The 15,280-nt window shown below is 66.1% G+C and carries 16 protein-coding genes; 7 read left to right on the plus strand and 9 right to left on the minus strand.

Annotation, left to right across the window (positions count from 1 at the left end):
• Positions 1-76 precede the first annotated feature (76 nt).
• The 3 genes from BA899_RS06230 to BA899_RS06240 all read right to left on the minus strand — a co-directional run bounded on the left by BA899_RS06230 (position 77) and on the right by BA899_RS06240 (position 3,479).
• A complete protein-coding gene (locus BA899_RS06230) occupies positions 77-1,177 on the minus strand; it encodes an amino acid ABC transporter permease (RefSeq protein WP_148122141.1) in 1,101 nt (366 codons plus the stop codon).
• Between the two features lie 4 nt (positions 1,178-1,181).
• Complete coding sequence (locus BA899_RS06235) at positions 1,182-2,369, minus strand: amino acid ABC transporter permease (RefSeq protein WP_144348428.1); 1,188 nt, start codon at positions 2,367-2,369, stop codon at positions 1,182-1,184.
• 90 nt (positions 2,370-2,459) lie between these two features.
• Entirely contained in the window at positions 2,460-3,479 is a 1,020-nt protein-coding gene (locus BA899_RS06240) for an amino acid ABC transporter substrate-binding protein (protein ID WP_069134027.1), read from the minus strand.
• Between the two features lie 252 nt (positions 3,480-3,731).
• Here BA899_RS06240 and BA899_RS06245 point away from each other — a divergent pair, with 252 nt between their 5' ends.
• From BA899_RS06245 to BA899_RS06255, 3 genes are read left to right on the plus strand one after another with little or no spacing between them, the layout of a single operon-like run.
• Positions 3,732-4,874 (plus strand): iron-containing alcohol dehydrogenase, encoded by a 1,143-nt coding sequence (locus BA899_RS06245; protein WP_148122140.1) that lies wholly within the window; start codon positions 3,732-3,734, stop codon positions 4,872-4,874.
• Entirely contained in the window at positions 4,871-5,413 is a 543-nt protein-coding gene (locus BA899_RS06250) for a TRAP transporter small permease subunit (RefSeq protein WP_235011820.1), read from the plus strand. Before BA899_RS06245 ends, BA899_RS06250 begins: the two co-directional genes overlap by 4 nt.
• Positions 5,410-6,780 (plus strand): TRAP transporter large permease subunit, encoded by a 1,371-nt coding sequence (locus BA899_RS06255; protein WP_069134030.1) that lies wholly within the window; start codon positions 5,410-5,412, stop codon positions 6,778-6,780. Before BA899_RS06250 ends, BA899_RS06255 begins: the two co-directional genes overlap by 4 nt.
• 1 nt (position 6,781) lies before the next feature.
• Here the strand turns inward: BA899_RS06255 and BA899_RS06260 are convergent, their stop codons facing one another.
• On the minus strand, positions 6,782-7,864 hold the full coding sequence (locus BA899_RS06260; protein ID WP_159300091.1) for a TRAP transporter substrate-binding protein: 1,083 nt from the start codon (positions 7,862-7,864) through the stop codon (positions 6,782-6,784).
• A 117-nt stretch (positions 7,865-7,981) separates the two neighbouring features.
• On the opposite strand from BA899_RS06260, the gene BA899_RS06265 reads away from it, so the two are divergent.
• The gene (locus BA899_RS06265) at positions 7,982-8,542 is read left to right on the plus strand and encodes a biotin transporter BioY (protein ID WP_159300092.1); all 561 of its coding nucleotides are present in this window, start codon (positions 7,982-7,984) and stop codon (positions 8,540-8,542) included.
• 13 nt (positions 8,543-8,555) lie between these two features.
• Positions 8,556-9,512, plus strand: a complete 957-nt coding sequence (locus BA899_RS06270) for an MBL fold metallo-hydrolase (protein ID WP_159300093.1) — start codon at positions 8,556-8,558, stop codon at positions 9,510-9,512.
• Here BA899_RS06270 and BA899_RS06275 read toward each other — a convergent pair.
• From BA899_RS06275 to BA899_RS06290, 4 genes are read right to left on the minus strand one after another with little or no spacing between them, the layout of a single operon-like run.
• Positions 9,509-10,303 carry a hypothetical protein gene (locus tag BA899_RS06275; RefSeq protein WP_159300094.1) on the minus strand — a complete coding sequence of 265 codons (795 nt, stop codon included), beginning with the start codon at positions 10,301-10,303 and terminating at the stop codon, positions 9,509-9,511. The genes BA899_RS06270 and BA899_RS06275 overlap by 4 nt on opposite strands.
• Entirely contained in the window at positions 10,300-11,379 is a 1,080-nt protein-coding gene (locus tag BA899_RS06280) for an FAD-dependent oxidoreductase (protein WP_159300095.1), read from the minus strand. The genes BA899_RS06275 and BA899_RS06280 overlap by 4 nt, the downstream gene beginning before the upstream one ends.
• Positions 11,380-11,391: 12 nt before the next feature.
• Positions 11,392-12,942, minus strand: a complete 1,551-nt coding sequence (locus BA899_RS06285; RefSeq protein ID WP_159300096.1) for a BCCT family transporter — start codon at positions 12,940-12,942, stop codon at positions 11,392-11,394.
• A gap of 15 nt (positions 12,943-12,957) precedes the next feature.
• Positions 12,958-13,344: a DUF2237 family protein gene (locus tag BA899_RS06290; protein ID WP_110882593.1), complete on the minus strand. Its 387-nt coding sequence runs from the start codon at positions 13,342-13,344 to the stop codon at positions 12,958-12,960.
• A 99-nt stretch (positions 13,345-13,443) separates the two neighbouring features.
• Between BA899_RS06290 and BA899_RS06295 the strand changes: the two genes are divergently transcribed.
• Together BA899_RS06295 and BA899_RS06300 are read left to right on the plus strand one after the other, a co-directional pair.
• Positions 13,444-13,806, plus strand: coding sequence for a copper resistance CopC family protein (locus BA899_RS06295; RefSeq protein WP_159300097.1), 363 nt, complete (start codon positions 13,444-13,446; stop codon positions 13,804-13,806).
• Positions 13,807-14,688 (plus strand): copper resistance D family protein, encoded by an 882-nt coding sequence (locus BA899_RS06300; RefSeq protein WP_159300098.1) that lies wholly within the window; start codon positions 13,807-13,809, stop codon positions 14,686-14,688. It abuts the gene before it with no gap.
• Here BA899_RS06300 and BA899_RS06305 read toward each other — a convergent pair.
• Positions 14,660-15,274: a YqiA/YcfP family alpha/beta fold hydrolase gene (locus tag BA899_RS06305; protein ID WP_159300099.1), complete on the minus strand. Its 615-nt coding sequence runs from the start codon at positions 15,272-15,274 to the stop codon at positions 14,660-14,662. The genes BA899_RS06300 and BA899_RS06305 overlap by 29 nt on opposite strands.
• Between the last annotated feature and the right edge of the window lie 6 nt (positions 15,275-15,280).

A 15,280-nucleotide genomic window follows, 5' to 3' on the forward strand; every position in this document is an offset into this window, starting at 1 on the left:
CGGCCGATTCAACCGGGGTGGTCAGGGTCTCGGCCTCGAAGCCCGTGCCGTTGTTTTCCATGCCGGGTGTCCTTTACTACTGCCGATGGTCGGTATCGAGCTGCTTTTCAACGCGGTGGCTGTACCGCGACATCCCAAAGCAGAATACCCAGAAACAGAAGGCGACGAATAGATATCCTTCGGCCATGACGTTGTTCCAGGCCGGGTCGCTGAGCGTTGACTTGACCGCACCGAGCAGGTCAAACAGACCGATGATCAATACGAGCGTGGTGTCCTTGAACAGCGAGATCACGGTATTGGCGATCCCGGGGACGACGATCTTCAGTGCCTGCGGCAGGATGATCAGCCGCATGCGGCGCCAGTATCCCAGCCCCAGCGCCTCGGCCGCCTCATACTGTCCCTTCGGGATTGCCTGGAGTCCACCGCGCACCACCTCGGCCATATACGCGGCCTGGAACAGTGTGATGCCGATCAGTGCCCGCAGCAGTTTGTCGAAGGTCACCCCATCCGGCAGGAACAGCGGCAGCATGACCGAGGCCATGAAAAGGATGGTGATCAGCGGCACCGCCCGCCAGAATTCGATGAATATCACGCAGATGCCGCGGATGACCGGCATTTCGGAGCGTCGCCCCAGCGCCAGGGCGACGCCGATGGGCAGGGCGGCGATGATGCCCACATAGGCCAGTATCAGGGTGAGCATCAGCCCGCCCCACTGGGAGGTATCCACCGACTCGAGGCCGAACACACCGCCGGCGATCAGGATATACCCACCCACCGGTAACCCGGTGAGACCGAAAATGGCGACGCCGCGCCGCAGCCTGGCTGGCAGTGGCAGAAACGGCGGGACAACGGCGAGGGCGAACAGCACGAACGCCAGGGTGGGCCGCCAGCGCAGGGCCTCGGGATAGAAGCCATACATGAAAAAGCCGAAGCGCTCCTCGACGAATATCCAGCAGGCCTTGCCGGGCCGACAGGCGTCGACGCCATCGCCGGTAAAGACCGCGCCGATGAACGCCCAGTCGATCAGCGGAATGAGCGTGCTCAGCAGGTAGTAGCCCACCACCAGAGTGACCAGACCATTGATCCAGCTCGAGAAAAGGTTGGCGCGCAGCCAGCGGATGACGCCACGCTGCGTCACCGGAGGGGGCTGATTGGGCAGGGGCTGATGCGGGGCCATGTCGCTACCGCTCCTTCAGCGCCACGGCGCGATTGTAGATGTTCATGAGAAGCGAAATGCTCAGGCTGATCGCCAGGTAGACCGCCATGGTCATGGCGACGATCTCCACGGCCTGACCGGTCTGGTTGAGGGACGTGCCCATGAATACGTTGACCAGGTCGGGATAGCCGATGGCCACTGCCAGGGATGAGTTCTTGGTCAGGTTAAGATACTGACTGGTCAGTGGCGGGATGATCACGCGCAACGCCTGAGGGATGACCACCAGTCGCAATACGCGTCGCGGCGGCAGTCCCAGTGCCAGGGCGGCTTCGGTCTGGCCGCTGCTGACCGAGACGATGCCCGAGCGGACGATTTCGGCGATGAAAGTCGCGGTATAGATCGTCAGCGCCAGAAGCAGGGCACCCAGTTCGGGAATGGCGGTGATGCCGCCTGAGAAGTTGAATCCGCCCATGGCCGGAATATCCCACCCCACCGGCCGCCCCATGACGAAGTAGGCGAGCGCCGGGAGGCCGAGGATCAGCGCGGACGCCAGGGGAAACGCCGGAAAGATCCGGCCGGTCGCGGCCTGACGGCGGCGCGCCCAGGTGACCATCACGGCCGAGGCGATCAGCGCGATGATCAACGCAATGCCGATCCATCCCGCGCCGGCCTCGAACACGGGCCGGGGGATGATGATTCCGCGGTTGCTCAGAAAGGCGACACCGCCGACATCGAGGGCCTGCCGCGGGCCGGGCAGGGTGCCGAGCACCGCGAAGTACCAGAAGAAGATCTGCAGCAGCAGCGGGACGTTACGAAAGATCTCGATGTACGCGAGCGCGAGCTTTGCCACGAGCCAGTTGGTGGAAAGCCGCGCGATGCCGACGATGAATCCGACGATCGTCGCAAAAAGAATGCCCAGCCCTGAGACCAGCAGGGTATTGGTCAGCCCGACCAGAAAGGTCCGGGCATAGGTCATGGTTTCGTTGTAATCGATCAGGCTCATGATGATGCCGAAGCCGGCGGTTTCATTCAGAAACCCGAACCCGGTGCGGATGCCCCGGCTTTCCATGTTGCTGATCGTATTCTGAAAAAGGCTGTATCCGATCCAGGCCACGGCGGCGATTGCGATGAGCTGGAAGGCCACCGAGCGGACGCGCGGATCATTCCAGGGTTTGGGGTTGCCCGGCTTAAGCGGTGTCGGGTCGCTGCTCATGACTGCCGGCCTGTGCCGTGGGTGAGTGGGTTGTCAGCACCCGGGCATCGGCATCCGACGCCCGGGCGGTTTCATTGCGCCGTAGTGCGCTTACCGGAACGGCGGTGCGTAGAGGATGCCACCGTCGGTCCACAGGGCATTATTGCCCCGGTTGAGGCCAAGCGGCGTGTCCGGGCCCACGTTACGCTCGAACATCTCGCCGTAGTTCCCGACCTGGCTGATCACATCGACCATGAAGTCGTCGTCGAGGCCAAGGATCTCGCCCATGTTGCCGGAGGTGCCGACGATACGCTGCACGCTCGGGTTGTCCGAGGACTCCATCTCTTCGACGTTCTCCGAGGTGATGCCGTACTCTTCGGCATTGATCTGCCCGAACAGCACCCATTTGACGACGTTGAACCATTCGTCATCGCCCTGCCGGACCACGGGGCCCAGCGGTTCCTTGGAGATGATCTCCGGCAGGATCTCGGCGGAATCCGGATCCGTCAGCTGGGTCTTCAGCGCCGCGAGCTGCGAGGTGTCCGAGGTCAGGACGTCACAACGGTTGTTGTCAAAGCCCTGGGCACTCGCCTCGGAGGTGTCGAACACCACCGCTTCATACTCCATGTCGTTGGCCCGGAAAAAGTCGGCCAGGTTGAGCTCGGTGGTGGTGCCGGCCTGGGTGCAGACCGCGGCCCCGTCGAGGTCATAGGCGCTGTCGACGCCGAGCGCGGTCTTGATGAGAAAGCCCTGCCCGTCGTAGTAGTTGGTGCCGGTGAAGTTCAGGCCCAGCGACGCATCACGGGTGGTCGTCCACGTGGTGTTGCGCGACAGCACATCGATCTCGCCCGACTGCAGGGCGGTGAAACGCTCCGCGGCGGTCAGGGGGATGAATTCCACGGCATCGGCGTCACCGAGTACCGCGGCCGCGACGGCCCGGCAGGTGTCCACATCGATGCCCGCCCAGTTGCCGCTGCTGTCGGGTTGTGAAAACCCGGGCAGCCCGTTGCTGACGCCGCAGCGCAGTTCCCCTGCATCCTGCACGTCCTGAAGGGTGGCCGCCTGTGTGGTGCCGGCAAACGCCAGCAGCCCGGTCGCGGCAAGGCCCATTGAGATGATTGTCTTATTCATTCCCGCGTTCCTCTTTTGTCTCGAGGGTGTGCAAAGCCAGTTCGGCACCCCTGTCTCAAGCAAACTACGTGCCAATCGGGTGGACTCTCCTCCTCGACCCGCGGCCGTCAACGGTGCCGGGATCCGTTATGTCACGGATGCACCAGTCTGGACAAGTCCGGGCGATCTGCACATAAACAGTGCATCTGATGGCATGGACGACCCGGCATCCGCCTGCGACGATAGGCGGCTTGAAAAATCCCGGAGAAGCGCATGTCCACCGCCTTTGATCTGCACCTGCCCCGTCATGTCCGGTTTGGTCGGGATACGGCCGTCGAGGCGGTCAGTACCGTGTTCGCCCATGGCCGCCGGGCACTGGTCGTTCATGGTGCCAACGCCGCTCGGGCGCAGTGGCTGGTCGACGGACTGACGGAAATGGGCACCGGGTGCGCGTGCCTGGCCTGCCCCCACGAGCCCGATGTGGGTCTCATCGAGACCGGCGTGGCGCTGGGGCGTCAGGCCGACGTCGACGTGGTCGTGGGGTTGGGCGGCGGGTCCGTGATCGATACCGCCAAGGCGGTGGCGGCGCTCATCCCGGCCGCGGGGGATGTGCTGGACTATCTCGAGGTGGTGGGTGGCGGTGCCGCGTTGGATGCCACGCCGCTGCCGTTCATTGCCCTCCCCACGACGGCCGGCACTGGCACCGAGGCGACCCGCAACGCGGTGATTGACGTGCCCGAGGCCCGCCGCAAGGTGTCACTGCGTGATCCGCGTCTGCTCCCGGCAGTGGCCCTCGTCGATCCTGCCCTGACCGATCACTCACCGGCCGCGGTCACCCTGGCAAGCGGTCTCGACGCCGTGACGCAGGTGATTGAGCCGTATCTCAGCGGTCAGGCCAATCGGTTTACCGATGCACTCTGCCGCGATGCGATTCCTCTGGGACTGACGGCGCTCCGGCGATTGATGGCGGGCGAGGATCCGGCCGCGCGTGACGACATGGCCTGGGTCAGTCTGACCGGGGGGCTGGCTCTCGCCAATGCCCGGCTGGGTGCGGTGCATGGCCTTGCCGGGCCGCTCGGCGGCATGACCGACCTGCCCCATGGCGCCATTGCCGGCGCATTGCTGCCAGCGGCCCTGCGGGCCAATCGCGCCGCCACCCATGGTGCAACCGCCGCGCGGATCCGCGCGGTGGAGGGGTGGATCGCCGACGCCCTGGGTTGCGAGGCTGACACGGCCATTGATCACCTCGCGCAGTGGTCCCGTACGCAGGGGCTGCCCGGTCTGGGCTCGGCGGGGCTCGCGCGCAGTGATCTGCCAGCGATTGCCGCGGCCGCCGAGCGGTCCTCATCGATGAAGGGCAACCCGGTGGTGCTGCCCGCCGAAACCCTGGTGGCGATGATGGAGTCGGCCTGGTGAGTGGCCGTGTGATGCGCGGACTGCTGACGCTCTCAGGAATGATTGATGCGCTCAGCGACCGGGTGGGCCGGGCGCTGCGATGGGTGGCGATGCTGATGATCGCCCTCGGGGTGATCAACGTGATTGGCCGTTATCTGGGCGCGGAGCTCGGCATGCAGCTGTCCTCGAACGCCCTGCTCGAGGGCCAGATCCAGGCTTTCGCGGTGATCTTCCTGCTGGGTAGCGCCTATCTGCTCCGCCACGATGGGCACATCCGCGTCGACATTCTCCAGTCCCGATTCAGCGCCCGCACGCGGGCGTGGGTGGATCTGTTGGGTGCGCTGCTCGCGCTGGTGCCATTCTGTGGGGTCATGCTCCTCAATGGCGTTGACTATGTCGCCCTGGCCTGGGCGCGGGGCGAAGTCAGCCCTAACCCCGGGGGGTTGCCGCTCTACCCGATCAAGACCGTCATCCTGATCGGTTTCGCGCTGTTGCTGGCCCAGGGGATCAGTCAGGCGATCAAGGCCGCCGCCACGCTGACCGGGCGGGAGGCGCAATGATTTACGAGCTTCTGCCCCTGGCCATGTTCGCCGTGCTGCTGGTGTTCCTGCTCAGCGGCTATCCGGTCGCCTTCGCCCTGGCGGGGACGGGGTTGCTGTTCACGCTCATCGCCAGCGACTGGCTGCCCGGTCTGGGCATCGCCCTGCCGTGGGAGCCGCTGTTCCGTGTCGCCCGGCTCAGCATCCTGCCGCAGCGGGTGTATGGCTCGATCATGGACAATTACACCCTGGTTGCCGTGCCGTTTTTCATCTTCATGGGCAGCATGCTCGAGCGCTCGGGCCTTGCCGAGGACCTGCTGCAGACCATGGGCCGGCTGTTCGGACGGCTGCGCGGCGGGCTGGCGGTCTCGGTGGTGCTGGTGGGCATGCTGCTTGCCGCCGCCACCGGTGTGGTGGGCGCCTCGGTGGTCACGATGGGCGTGCTGGCACTGCCGGTCATGCTCAAATACGGCTACGACCAGCGCCTCGCCACCGGCACCATCGCCGCCAGCGGCACGCTGGGCCAGATCATCCCACCGTCCATTGTCCTGATCATTCTTGGCGATCAGATGGGCGTGAACGTGGGGGACCTGTTTGTCGGTGCGCTGATCCCCGGCCTGTTACTGGGCATCGCCTACGTGGCATGGATCGCGCTGGTTGCCTGGCGCCGGCCCCTGGCTGCTCCGGCGCTGCCGGAGGGTGCCGACGACCGCGGCCCGGCTGGCCCCCTGTGGCTGGCGGTGCTGCGCTGCCTGGTCCCACCGCTGGCGCTGGTGGGCGCGGTGCTGGGGACGATTTTCGTGGGCTTGGCCACCCCCACCGAAGCGGGCGCCATGGGGGCGTTCGGGGCGCTGCTGCTGGCGCTCGCCTATGGCAAACTCTCGCGCGGCAGTCTGCTGTCCGTGTCCGACACCACGGTCCGGCTGACCGCGATGGTGTTCACCATTCTGGTGGGCGCCACGGTATTCGCCACCGTGTTCAGTGCCATGGGCGGTCAATGGCTGGTGGAAGACTTTCTGCTGGCGCTGCCCGGTGGCGAGACGAGCTTCATCCTGTTCGTCATGCTGACGATCTTCATCCTCGGGTTCTTTCTCGACTTCATCGAGATCACGTTCATCGTGGTCCCGCTGGTGACGCCGATCGCCGAGAGCTTCGGGCTGAGTCCCCTGTGGTTTGCGGTGCTGATCGCGATGAACCTGCAGGCCTCGTTCCTGACGCCGCCGTTCGGGTTCTCACTGTTCTATCTGCGCGGTGTCACGCCCGATGCGGTGCCCACCCGCGCCATTTACGCCGGGATCCTGCCCTACATCGGGATACAGCTGCTGATGCTTGTGCTGATCGTGGCCTTCCCTGGCCTGGTCACCTGGCTGCCGGGACTCGCCGGCTGATTCAGTCGGCGTCGCGGTAGATGAATTCGCGGTACCGGTAGCTGTTCACCTGATCCCAGCCGCGCAGCCGGTCGCGGAAGGCCGACCAGTTGGGGTAGATGCGGGCGTAGTCCTCGTTGTCCATGTCCTCTTCGTGCACGGCCGCGGCGCCATTGCGGAAAGCGGCCAGGACGCTGTCGGGAAAGTCGAGGACCTCGACCCCCTGCGATTTCAGGGACTCGAGTGCGACCGGATTCTTGGCCAGGTACTGAGCCGCCATCCAGTTGTTCGCCTCGGCGCAGCAGGCACGGATCTGCGCCTGGATATCGGCCGGGAACCCGCTCCAGACGTCGAGGTTGAAGTAAAAGCCAAGCATGGCACTGGGCTCGGCCCAGCTCGGCAGGTAGTAGTACTGGGCGACGTCTTGCATGCCCAGGATCTGGTCGTCGTAGGGGCCGACCCATTCGGCGGCGTCCAGCGCGCCACGCTCCATCGCGGTGAATACCTCGCCGCCGGGAAGCTGCTGGATGTTCACGCCGGCTTTGGCCATGGCACGCCCGCCGTGCCCCGGGAAGCGCATGCGCAGCCCCTGGAGGTCGGCCGGCGAGTTGATCCGGACATTGAACCAGCCACCGCACTGGGCACTGGTGTTGCCGCCCGGAAAGGCGATCAGATTGTCCTGGGCGTTGAGCTCGTCCCAGAGCGTCTGGCCGTCGCCCGCGGTCATCCAGGCATTCTGCTGCTCCAGGGTCATGCCGAAGGGCAGCGAGGTGAAAAAGCCGTGCGCCGGATTCTTGCCGATGAAGTAGTAGGGCGCGGTGTGGCAGGCCTCGAAGGCGCCGCTGGATACGGCGTCGTAGACCTCCACCGGTCCGACTTCGGCGCCGCCCGGCGAGGTGCGGACCCGGACGTCCCCATCGGTGAGGGCCTCGATGCGTTCGGCAAAGTACTCGGCCGTGCCGTAGAGGTTGTCCAGCGAAGCCGGCCATGACGTCAGCATATTCAGCCGAAAGCGCCGCGGCTGCGCGATCACTGCCGGCGCGTTGATGCTGCCGGCGGCCACCAGCCCGGTGCCGGCGCCCTTGATGAACCCTCGACGATCCATTGCGTTTTCTCCGAACCTAAAACGGCAAGCGTAATGCCGGCTGTGGACCCGCCGCAATGGCTGACGGGCGATGGCGGTTTTGCTAATGTCAGTGACCAACAAGATAAGGGGGCAGTAATGACGACCTATACACCCACCCGGGTATCCGACTGGGCCAATGGCAACCGCATCCGGCAGGCGCTCTGCGTGCTGGTGGGCACGGGATTACTGGCGCTTTCCGCGCGGGTCGAGATCCCGTTCTGGCCGGTGCCGTTCAGTATGCAGACCTTTGTGGTGCTGGCCCTCGGCATGGTCTATGGCCCCGTACTGGGGGCGGCGACGGTGCTGACCTATCTGGCCCAGGGGCTGATGGGGCTGCCGGTGTTTGTCGGCGGCGGTGGGCCGGCCTATCTGGCGGGTCCCACAGGGGGTTATCTGCTGGGCATGGTGGCAGCGGCATGGGTCGCTGGCTGGCTGGCGTTTCACGGCTGGGCCCGGCATCCGCTGACCGCGATTGCCGCGGCGGGCATCGGTAACCTGCCGGTCTATCTGCTGGGACTGCCGTGGCTTGCGGTGTGGGTCGGCAGTGCCGAGCAGGCGGTGGTTGCCGGCTTTGTGCCGTTCATCCCCGGTGCGATTCTCAAGGTCATCGGCGCCGGTCTCGTCGCCTGGGGCATGATGCGGATCGCGCGGCGCTAGGCGGCCGGCGGCGATGTCGCGGAATACAACGCCAACCGCCGCCGCCACGGAGATCGCGCCGGGCCTGATACGGATCGACACCGGCTATCTGCGGCCGGCGCATACGGCCTGCTACCTGGTCATCGACCAGGGCCGGGCAGCCCTCGTCGACACCGGCGTCGTACACAGCGTCCCGGTCATCCTCGAAGCGCTTGCCGCGTCCGGACTCGACCGCTCGGCGGTGGACTGGGTCATCCCCACCCACGTGCATCTGGACCACGCGGGGGGCGCCGGCCCGCTCATGCAGGCCCTGCCGGCGGCGCGGCTCGGGGTGCATCCCTCGGGCGTAGACCATCTGGTGGATCCCGGGCGGCTGGAGGCGGGCGTCCGGGCGCTCTACGGCGACGCCTTCTTTGATCGTGAATATGCACCGCTCGTCCCGGTGGACCCGACGCGCATCGTGGCGCTGGAGGACGGCGCCATGGTGGCGACGGGCGCAAGGCAGCTCCAGGTCATCCACACGCCGGGGCATGCCTGGCATCACCTGAGCCTGCTGGACGCTGACCGGTCCGTATTCATCGCCGGCGACGCCTTCGGCGCGGGTTATCCCGGCTATGCCGAAGGCACCGCGCCGTTTCTGGTGCCCGTCGTGCCACCGCCCCAGTTCGACCCTGACGCCTATCGCCAGACCCTCGAGCGCATCCGTGACATCGATCCGCGCTACGTGGCCCCGGCCCATTTCCCTTTGATCGAGGCACCGCGCGCCGCCGCGGACCGGCTCCAGACCCTGCTGGATGCGGCCGTTGACTGGACGCTTGAGTGCGACTCCCTGGACGATCTTCAGCGGCGCCTCGTCAGCGGCTGGGCCGAGGCATTGCCGGCCGGCGCGGATCGGGCCGCCTTTGAGCGTGATTTTGGCCTGGATCTGTGGCTGACCGCGGAAGGCCTCTGGCACTGGCGCCGGAAAAAGGCGCGCCGCGCTTCGGGCTAGACGCCCGTCACCCCCAGGATCCACCCTTCGTACGCTGCAGCCGCCGCGGTGGCGGCATCCAGCGTCGGCTCGAAACAGGCGGCAAGCTGATGATTCTGATCGGCGGCCTGCAGCGCCCGGGCAACGCTGTAGGCGTCCTGCTGATCGGCCGTCCGCCCGTCGCGGGGATAGTCGGCGGCCCATAAAGACGGGTAGATCTCGGCGATCGCCGAGCGGTCCGCGGGTATGGACCAGCCATCAAAGGGCCAGGCATGCAGCCGCGGCCCGAGGCGATGGCGTAGACGATTGATCCATGGCAGCCCGGCGTGGGTTGATTTGGCCACCGATCCCGGCACGTCGAAATGAAATACCGACTTCGCGCCCACCGGATGCTCCGTATGGCGGCGCCAGCGTGCGTTGCCGAGGCGGGCCAGGCCATCGCCGCATTCGCCCCGACGGATGGATTCGACGGGAGTGTCGGGCTGGTCGGTCGGCCAATGACGACAGAAGTCGTCGAGAAAAACATCCCAGTCGCGCGCCACGCCATGGGCATCGAACCACGCGCCGGGGAAGGCGAACCCATGGTCGATGCCGACGAGGACGCGGTCATCGGTGAGCAGACGCGTCTCGAGCCATGCCGCCAGCGCCCGACGACTCCAGTGCTGGCGGCCGCTCGGAGTGGGCCGGATCTCGGTGATGGGACCGCCGGCAGTGGCCTCGTAGACACGCAGTCCAGTGAGTCCGCGCTCGGCGGTGGCCGCGCCCGAGTAGTCAATCCCGATACAGGCGTCGAAGCGCGGCATGGGATTCATGCCACCTGAGGGCGTTGCTCCAGGGCGCCTCGGGCGGCGGCTTCGCCGGCCAGCAGCGCGCCCTCCAGCAGGCCCGTGCTCTGGTCGGCCGTTTCCGCTGCGCAGAACCACAACCGTCCGCCCAGGTGCGGGGCCCGCAGTGTCGCAGGCCCCACCGAGGGGTGGGCCGGTGGCTCGCGGCGATCGGCCTCGGAACAGACCGTGTCATCCATGGCCCAGTCGCGGATCACCACGGCATCAGGCTGCGCGGCCTGCGGCCCGAGGCAGCGCGTGAGCTGATCGATGATCGGCTGCTCCAGCGATCGCTCCCGGCGCTCGGAAAGCGGGGTCGAGATAAATCCGAACAGCGCGGCATCGCCCTCGGCACTGGTGTGGTCATGGGCCTCGAAAAGCGGCCCGACGCGGCTGGCGATACGGCCCGAAAGTCCCGCATCACGCCAGAATGGGTGTGCATACTGGATGATCGCCTTGGCCTGAGCCGCCATCCAGGTCGATTGCCCGGCAAGGGCCCGGGGGAGCCCCGGATCGATCGAAGCAGGCAGGGTGATGCGCTCGGCAACCCGCCGGGGCGGCGCCGCCACCAGAACCTGCCCGGCAATCACCGGCGGACCGGACTGCCGGTGGACTTCGAGGCGGCCGTCATCACGCTGGCGGATCGACACGACCGGTGAGCCATAGTGGAAACAACCCGCGTCCAGCGGCGCTGCCATCGCCTCGACCAGTCGGCTGGGGCCGCCGACGATGCGCGCCATGCCGAACTGCCCGGGCAGTTGATGGCGCATGGGGGTGGGCGCGAATCCATCGAGGACCGCGTCGCCGTGCTCGTACTGATCGAAGACTGGCAGATCAAGGCGGTCCAGCCAGCGCTGGATGCCCGGCTGAAAGGCCGGCCACACCCATGAAGGGCCGAGATCGCCAACCACGCGTCCATCGGCGTCGGGCAGGCCCTCGATGCGCCCGCCGATGCGATGCCCCGCCTCGAGGATGAGCGGCCGGGTGCCGGCGTCAAACGCCGTCCGCGCAGCCGTCATGCCGGCAAGGCCTGCACCGACGATCGCCAGCTCGGTCTCGATCATGCGTCACCTTTTCTATTTTCTAGCAATGGGCTGAATATCCGATTCCGTCGATTCGTAGCGCAGGGCGCGCATCAGGCTGAAGCAGCAGACCACCAGGATGACCGCCACTGGCAGGCCTGCGGTCAGGGCACCGGTCTGGAGCCCCTGCAGCGCGGTTTCACCGCCAATCAACAGCAGCGTCGCGGCGACCGCTCCCTCGGTAATGCCCCAGATCACCCGCTGGCGGCGCGGCGAGTGCGTCGCGCCGCGCGAGATCAGCGAGTCGACAACGAACGTCCCCGAATCGGACGAAGTGACGAAATATGTGGCAATCAGCAGTGTCGCCAGCGCCGACGTGAGGGTCGACCACGGGAGGGCGTCGAGGGTTCGGTAGAGGGCCACCGTGGTGTCCTCGCTGACCGCCGCGGCAATGCCGGCGTTGCCGCCAAAGACTTCCAGATGCAGGGCCGTGCCGCCGAAGACGGTCAGCCAGGCGAACACGAACAGCGTCGGCAGCGCGAGCACGCCGACAATGAATTCGCGAATGGTGCGGCCACGGGAGATCCGGGCGATGAAAAGCCCGACGAAGGGGGACCAGGCGATCCACCAGCCCCAGTAGAACATGGTCCAGTCCTCGTGCCACTGAGTGCCCTGCAGGGCCCCGGTGGACAGACTCAGGCCCACCAGTTGCTGGAAATAGCCGCCCACGGATTCGAGCAGAAAGCGGATCAGGAACAGCGACGGGCCGGCCATGAAGATGAACGCGAGCAGCAGCAGCGCCAGGCTGAGGTTGAAGACGCTCAGCCATTTCAGGCCCCGGTCAAGCCCCGAGATCACCGAGACCACGGCAAACCCGGTGATCGTGGCGATGATGCCCACCTGCCAGACAGGCCCCACCGGCATCCCCAGTAACTCGTTGAGTCCGGTGTTGAGCTGCATTGCCCCAAAGCCGAGCGAGGTCGCGAGCCCGAACAGCGTGCCGAACACGGCCAGCGTATCAATGGCGTGACCGATGGGCCCGTGGATCCGATCGCCGATCAGCGGGTAGAAGATCGAGCGGATGGTCAGCGGCAGCTGATGGCGGAAGCTGAAGTATGCCACTGACAGGCCCAGCACCACGTAGACGGCCCAGGCGTGCAGTCCCCAGTGGAAAAAGCTGTAGATCATCGCCTGACCGGCGGCCTCGCGCGTGCCCCCGGGGCCGGTCGGTGGGTTCTGGTAATGCAGGATCGGTTCGGCGACGCTCCAGAACACCAGTCCGATGCCCATCCCGGCGCTGAACAGCATCGCGAACCAGGCCGAGAAGCGAAAATGCGGCCGGTCCCCGGGCTGACCCAGGCGGATGCGCCCGTAGCGACTCAGCCCCAGCCAGATCAGAAAGCCGACAAAGAACGTCACCACCACCAGATAGCTCCAGCCCAGATAGGCGGTGATGAGATCGTGAACGGCTTCGAACAACGCCGTGGCCTGAGCGGGCAGCAGGATGCCAAACGCCAGAAACCCGCCGACGATCAGTGCCGAGGCGGTGAACACCGTCGGGTTGACGGTGGCGAAGAACCGCTCGTCGCGCGGCTTGTCGCGCATCAGCGCCGCCCCGGTCTAGTCGTGATCATCGCCCGCGACGGCATGGGCGGCGAGCGTTTCAAAGCCGATCACGGCGAGGGTTTCTTCGTGGGTGGCCGCAAGGTCGACCAGCGGCGCGACACCGGCGCGATGGGCCTCGAGCCAGCGCCCGGCACACAGGCACCAGCGATCGCCGGGCTTGAGCCCCGGGAAGTCGGCGAATGGTACGGGTGCAGTCAGGTCATTGCCGCGGCTGCGTGAAAACGACAGGAACGCCTCGGTGACGATGGCGCAGACCGTATGCATGCCACCGTCGGCGTGGCCGGTGTTGCAGCAGCCATCCCGGTAAAACCCGGTCACCGGGTCCTGCCCGCAGGGCTGGAGCGCGCTGCCGAATACGTTGGTGCTCTTGAACTGATCCATGTTCCCAGTCTACCCCTGCAGGATGCGGGTTGCCTACGCAGGGTCGAGTGCGTACGATTGGTTGCAAGAATAGCGTCGTGGATTGTATCAGGAGTACTCATGAGGTCACTCGTTCTGCCGTTGGCAACCCTTGCCCTTTTGCTGTCGCTGGCAGCGGGATCCGTCAACGCCCACCCGATGGTGACATCGAGTACACCGGCTGATGGGGCAACCGTCGGCGAGTCGCCGGAACGCATCGCCGTGGCGCTGAGCGCACCCATGCGCATTGTGAGTGTCACGCTGCGTGCCGAGGACGGCACCGACTACGCGGTGAGCGCCATGGCCGGTCGCTCGGCGAGTGACCGCCTTGTCGTCGAGCCGCCGAATCTGCCGGCTGGCGACTACACCCTCGAATGGCGCGGCCTGTCCGGCGACGCACACACCCTGTCGGCGGCGCTCAGCTTTACGGTGAGTGAGCGCTGAGTGCTCGAAGTCATCGCCGACGCGACCGCTTTCGATGGCGTTGTCATCAGCCTCAAGGCGATCACTTATGGCGCTCTGCTGGTGGCGGCGGGGTCCATTCTGGTCGGCCTGACCATCGACGGCGTGCCGTTGAAGGAGCGCCGGTTTCTGCGTCGGCTTGCGGCCGCTCTGGTACCGGTCATCCTGTTTGCACTGATGGCCCAGCTGATGCTGGAGGCAGTCTTTCTCGCCGGCAATGACTGGACGGCCGCGGTCGATGTTCAGCTACTGGGCCTGCTGGCCACGGGCTCGCTGGGAAAGGCACTGGGCCTGGAGGGCCTCGGTGCCGTGTTGCTGGTCGGTGGGTTGATGCGTGGCGCGAGCGGAGCCGCCGTATCGTTGGCAGGTGTTGCGCTGATCGTTGGAGCGTTTGCCGTCGGTGGTCATGTCAGCAACACGCCCGGCGCATTGGATAATCTCCTGCTGGCCATTCACATGCTCTGCCTGGCGTTCTGGGTGGGTATCTTCCTGCCGCTCGAGCGCCTGAGCCATCAGCCCGGCAATGCTGCCGCGCGGGTTGCCGAGGATTTTGGTGACAAGGCACCGGTGGCTGTCGGGCTGTTGCTGGTGGCCGGTGCGCTGACCCTTGACCAGCTCACCGGAGGCATCGTCGCTGCCCTGCAGACACCCTATGGCCAGCTCTTTGCGCTCAAGCTGGCCGCGTTTGCCGGGGTGCTATGGTTGGCGGCCTTGAACAAACGCCGGTACACACCGGCACTGGTTGCCGGGCATCCCGGCGCGCGGCGGCGACTGCGCCGGTCGTTGTACGTCGAAGCGGTAGCGATTGGATTCATCCTGGTGGTGAGCGCGACTTTCACGACGCTGACCGGGGCGAGCGGCTGAGATAGGCCTCAATGCCGTCGAGGGCCTCGGGCATGTGCTCGAAGCGGTGGGATCCTCCCTCGAACACCAGTGCCGCACCCAGCGACGCGTACCGTTTGTGGGTGGCCCGGGCGTCCAGCAGTTCATCGCCGGTATCCAGCACGAGTAGGGGCGGAACCGGGTAATCCGCCGGGTCAGTGGACAGGGCGGTGTCCCGGTAGGAGTCGACGACCGCCGAGGTCAGCGTCTGCGGTGGCTGATCGGGCAGTTTGTAATTCTCAAGGGTCATGCCGCGGTAATGCGCCAGCGCCCAGTGCGGGTCGCAGCTTGGGTTGACCAGGATCGCGGGGCACGCCAGACGCTGACCCATGACGGCCGCAAAGTAGCCGCCCAGCGAGGTGCCGATGAACGCGGTGGTGTCGCCTTCGACGGACTGCGCGGCAATCGACTCGATGATGCTGGCGCGGGGGGCGAAACTGTCGTAGTTGATGCGATGAACGCCGAAGCGGGTGGCGAGTTCGCCGACTTTGGTATCGGTCTCGAGGGCTGCGGAGTTGAAGCCGTGCAGGTAGTTGAGCGTGATCATTGAGTCTCTCGGTGATTGCATTCGGGA

This window comes from Spiribacter sp. SSL99 (assembly GCF_009805925.1).
Taxonomy (GTDB): Bacteria; Pseudomonadota; Gammaproteobacteria; order Nitrococcales; family Nitrococcaceae; genus Spiribacter; species Spiribacter roseus.

Coding starts and splice junctions, on each gene's coding strand:
- BA899_RS06230 (WP_148122141.1), bottom strand. CDS start 1,177: ATGGCCCCGCATCAGCCCCTGCCCAATCAGCCCCCTCCGGTGACGCAG.
- BA899_RS06235 (WP_144348428.1), bottom strand. CDS start 2,369: ATGAGCAGCGACCCGACACCGCTTAAGCCGGGCAACCCCAAACCCTGG.
- BA899_RS06240 (WP_069134027.1), bottom strand. CDS start 3,479: ATGAATAAGACAATCATCTCAATGGGCCTTGCCGCGACCGGGCTGCTG.
- BA899_RS06245 (WP_148122140.1), top strand. CDS start 3,732: ATGTCCACCGCCTTTGATCTGCACCTGCCCCGTCATGTCCGGTTTGGT.
- BA899_RS06255 (WP_069134030.1), top strand. CDS start 5,410: ATGATTTACGAGCTTCTGCCCCTGGCCATGTTCGCCGTGCTGCTGGTG.
- BA899_RS06260 (WP_159300091.1), bottom strand. CDS start 7,864: ATGGATCGTCGAGGGTTCATCAAGGGCGCCGGCACCGGGCTGGTGGCC.
- BA899_RS06265 (WP_159300092.1), top strand. CDS start 7,982: ATGACGACCTATACACCCACCCGGGTATCCGACTGGGCCAATGGCAAC.
- BA899_RS06270 (WP_159300093.1), top strand. CDS start 8,556: ATGTCGCGGAATACAACGCCAACCGCCGCCGCCACGGAGATCGCGCCG.
- BA899_RS06275 (WP_159300094.1), bottom strand. CDS start 10,303: ATGAATCCCATGCCGCGCTTCGACGCCTGTATCGGGATTGACTACTCG.
- BA899_RS06280 (WP_159300095.1), bottom strand. CDS start 11,379: ATGATCGAGACCGAGCTGGCGATCGTCGGTGCAGGCCTTGCCGGCATG.
- BA899_RS06285 (WP_159300096.1), bottom strand. CDS start 12,942: ATGCGCGACAAGCCGCGCGACGAGCGGTTCTTCGCCACCGTCAACCCG.
- BA899_RS06290 (WP_110882593.1), bottom strand. CDS start 13,344: ATGGATCAGTTCAAGAGCACCAACGTATTCGGCAGCGCGCTCCAGCCC.
- BA899_RS06295 (WP_159300097.1), top strand. CDS start 13,444: ATGAGGTCACTCGTTCTGCCGTTGGCAACCCTTGCCCTTTTGCTGTCG.
- BA899_RS06305 (WP_159300099.1), bottom strand. CDS start 15,274: ATGCAATCACCGAGAGACTCAATGATCACGCTCAACTACCTGCACGGC.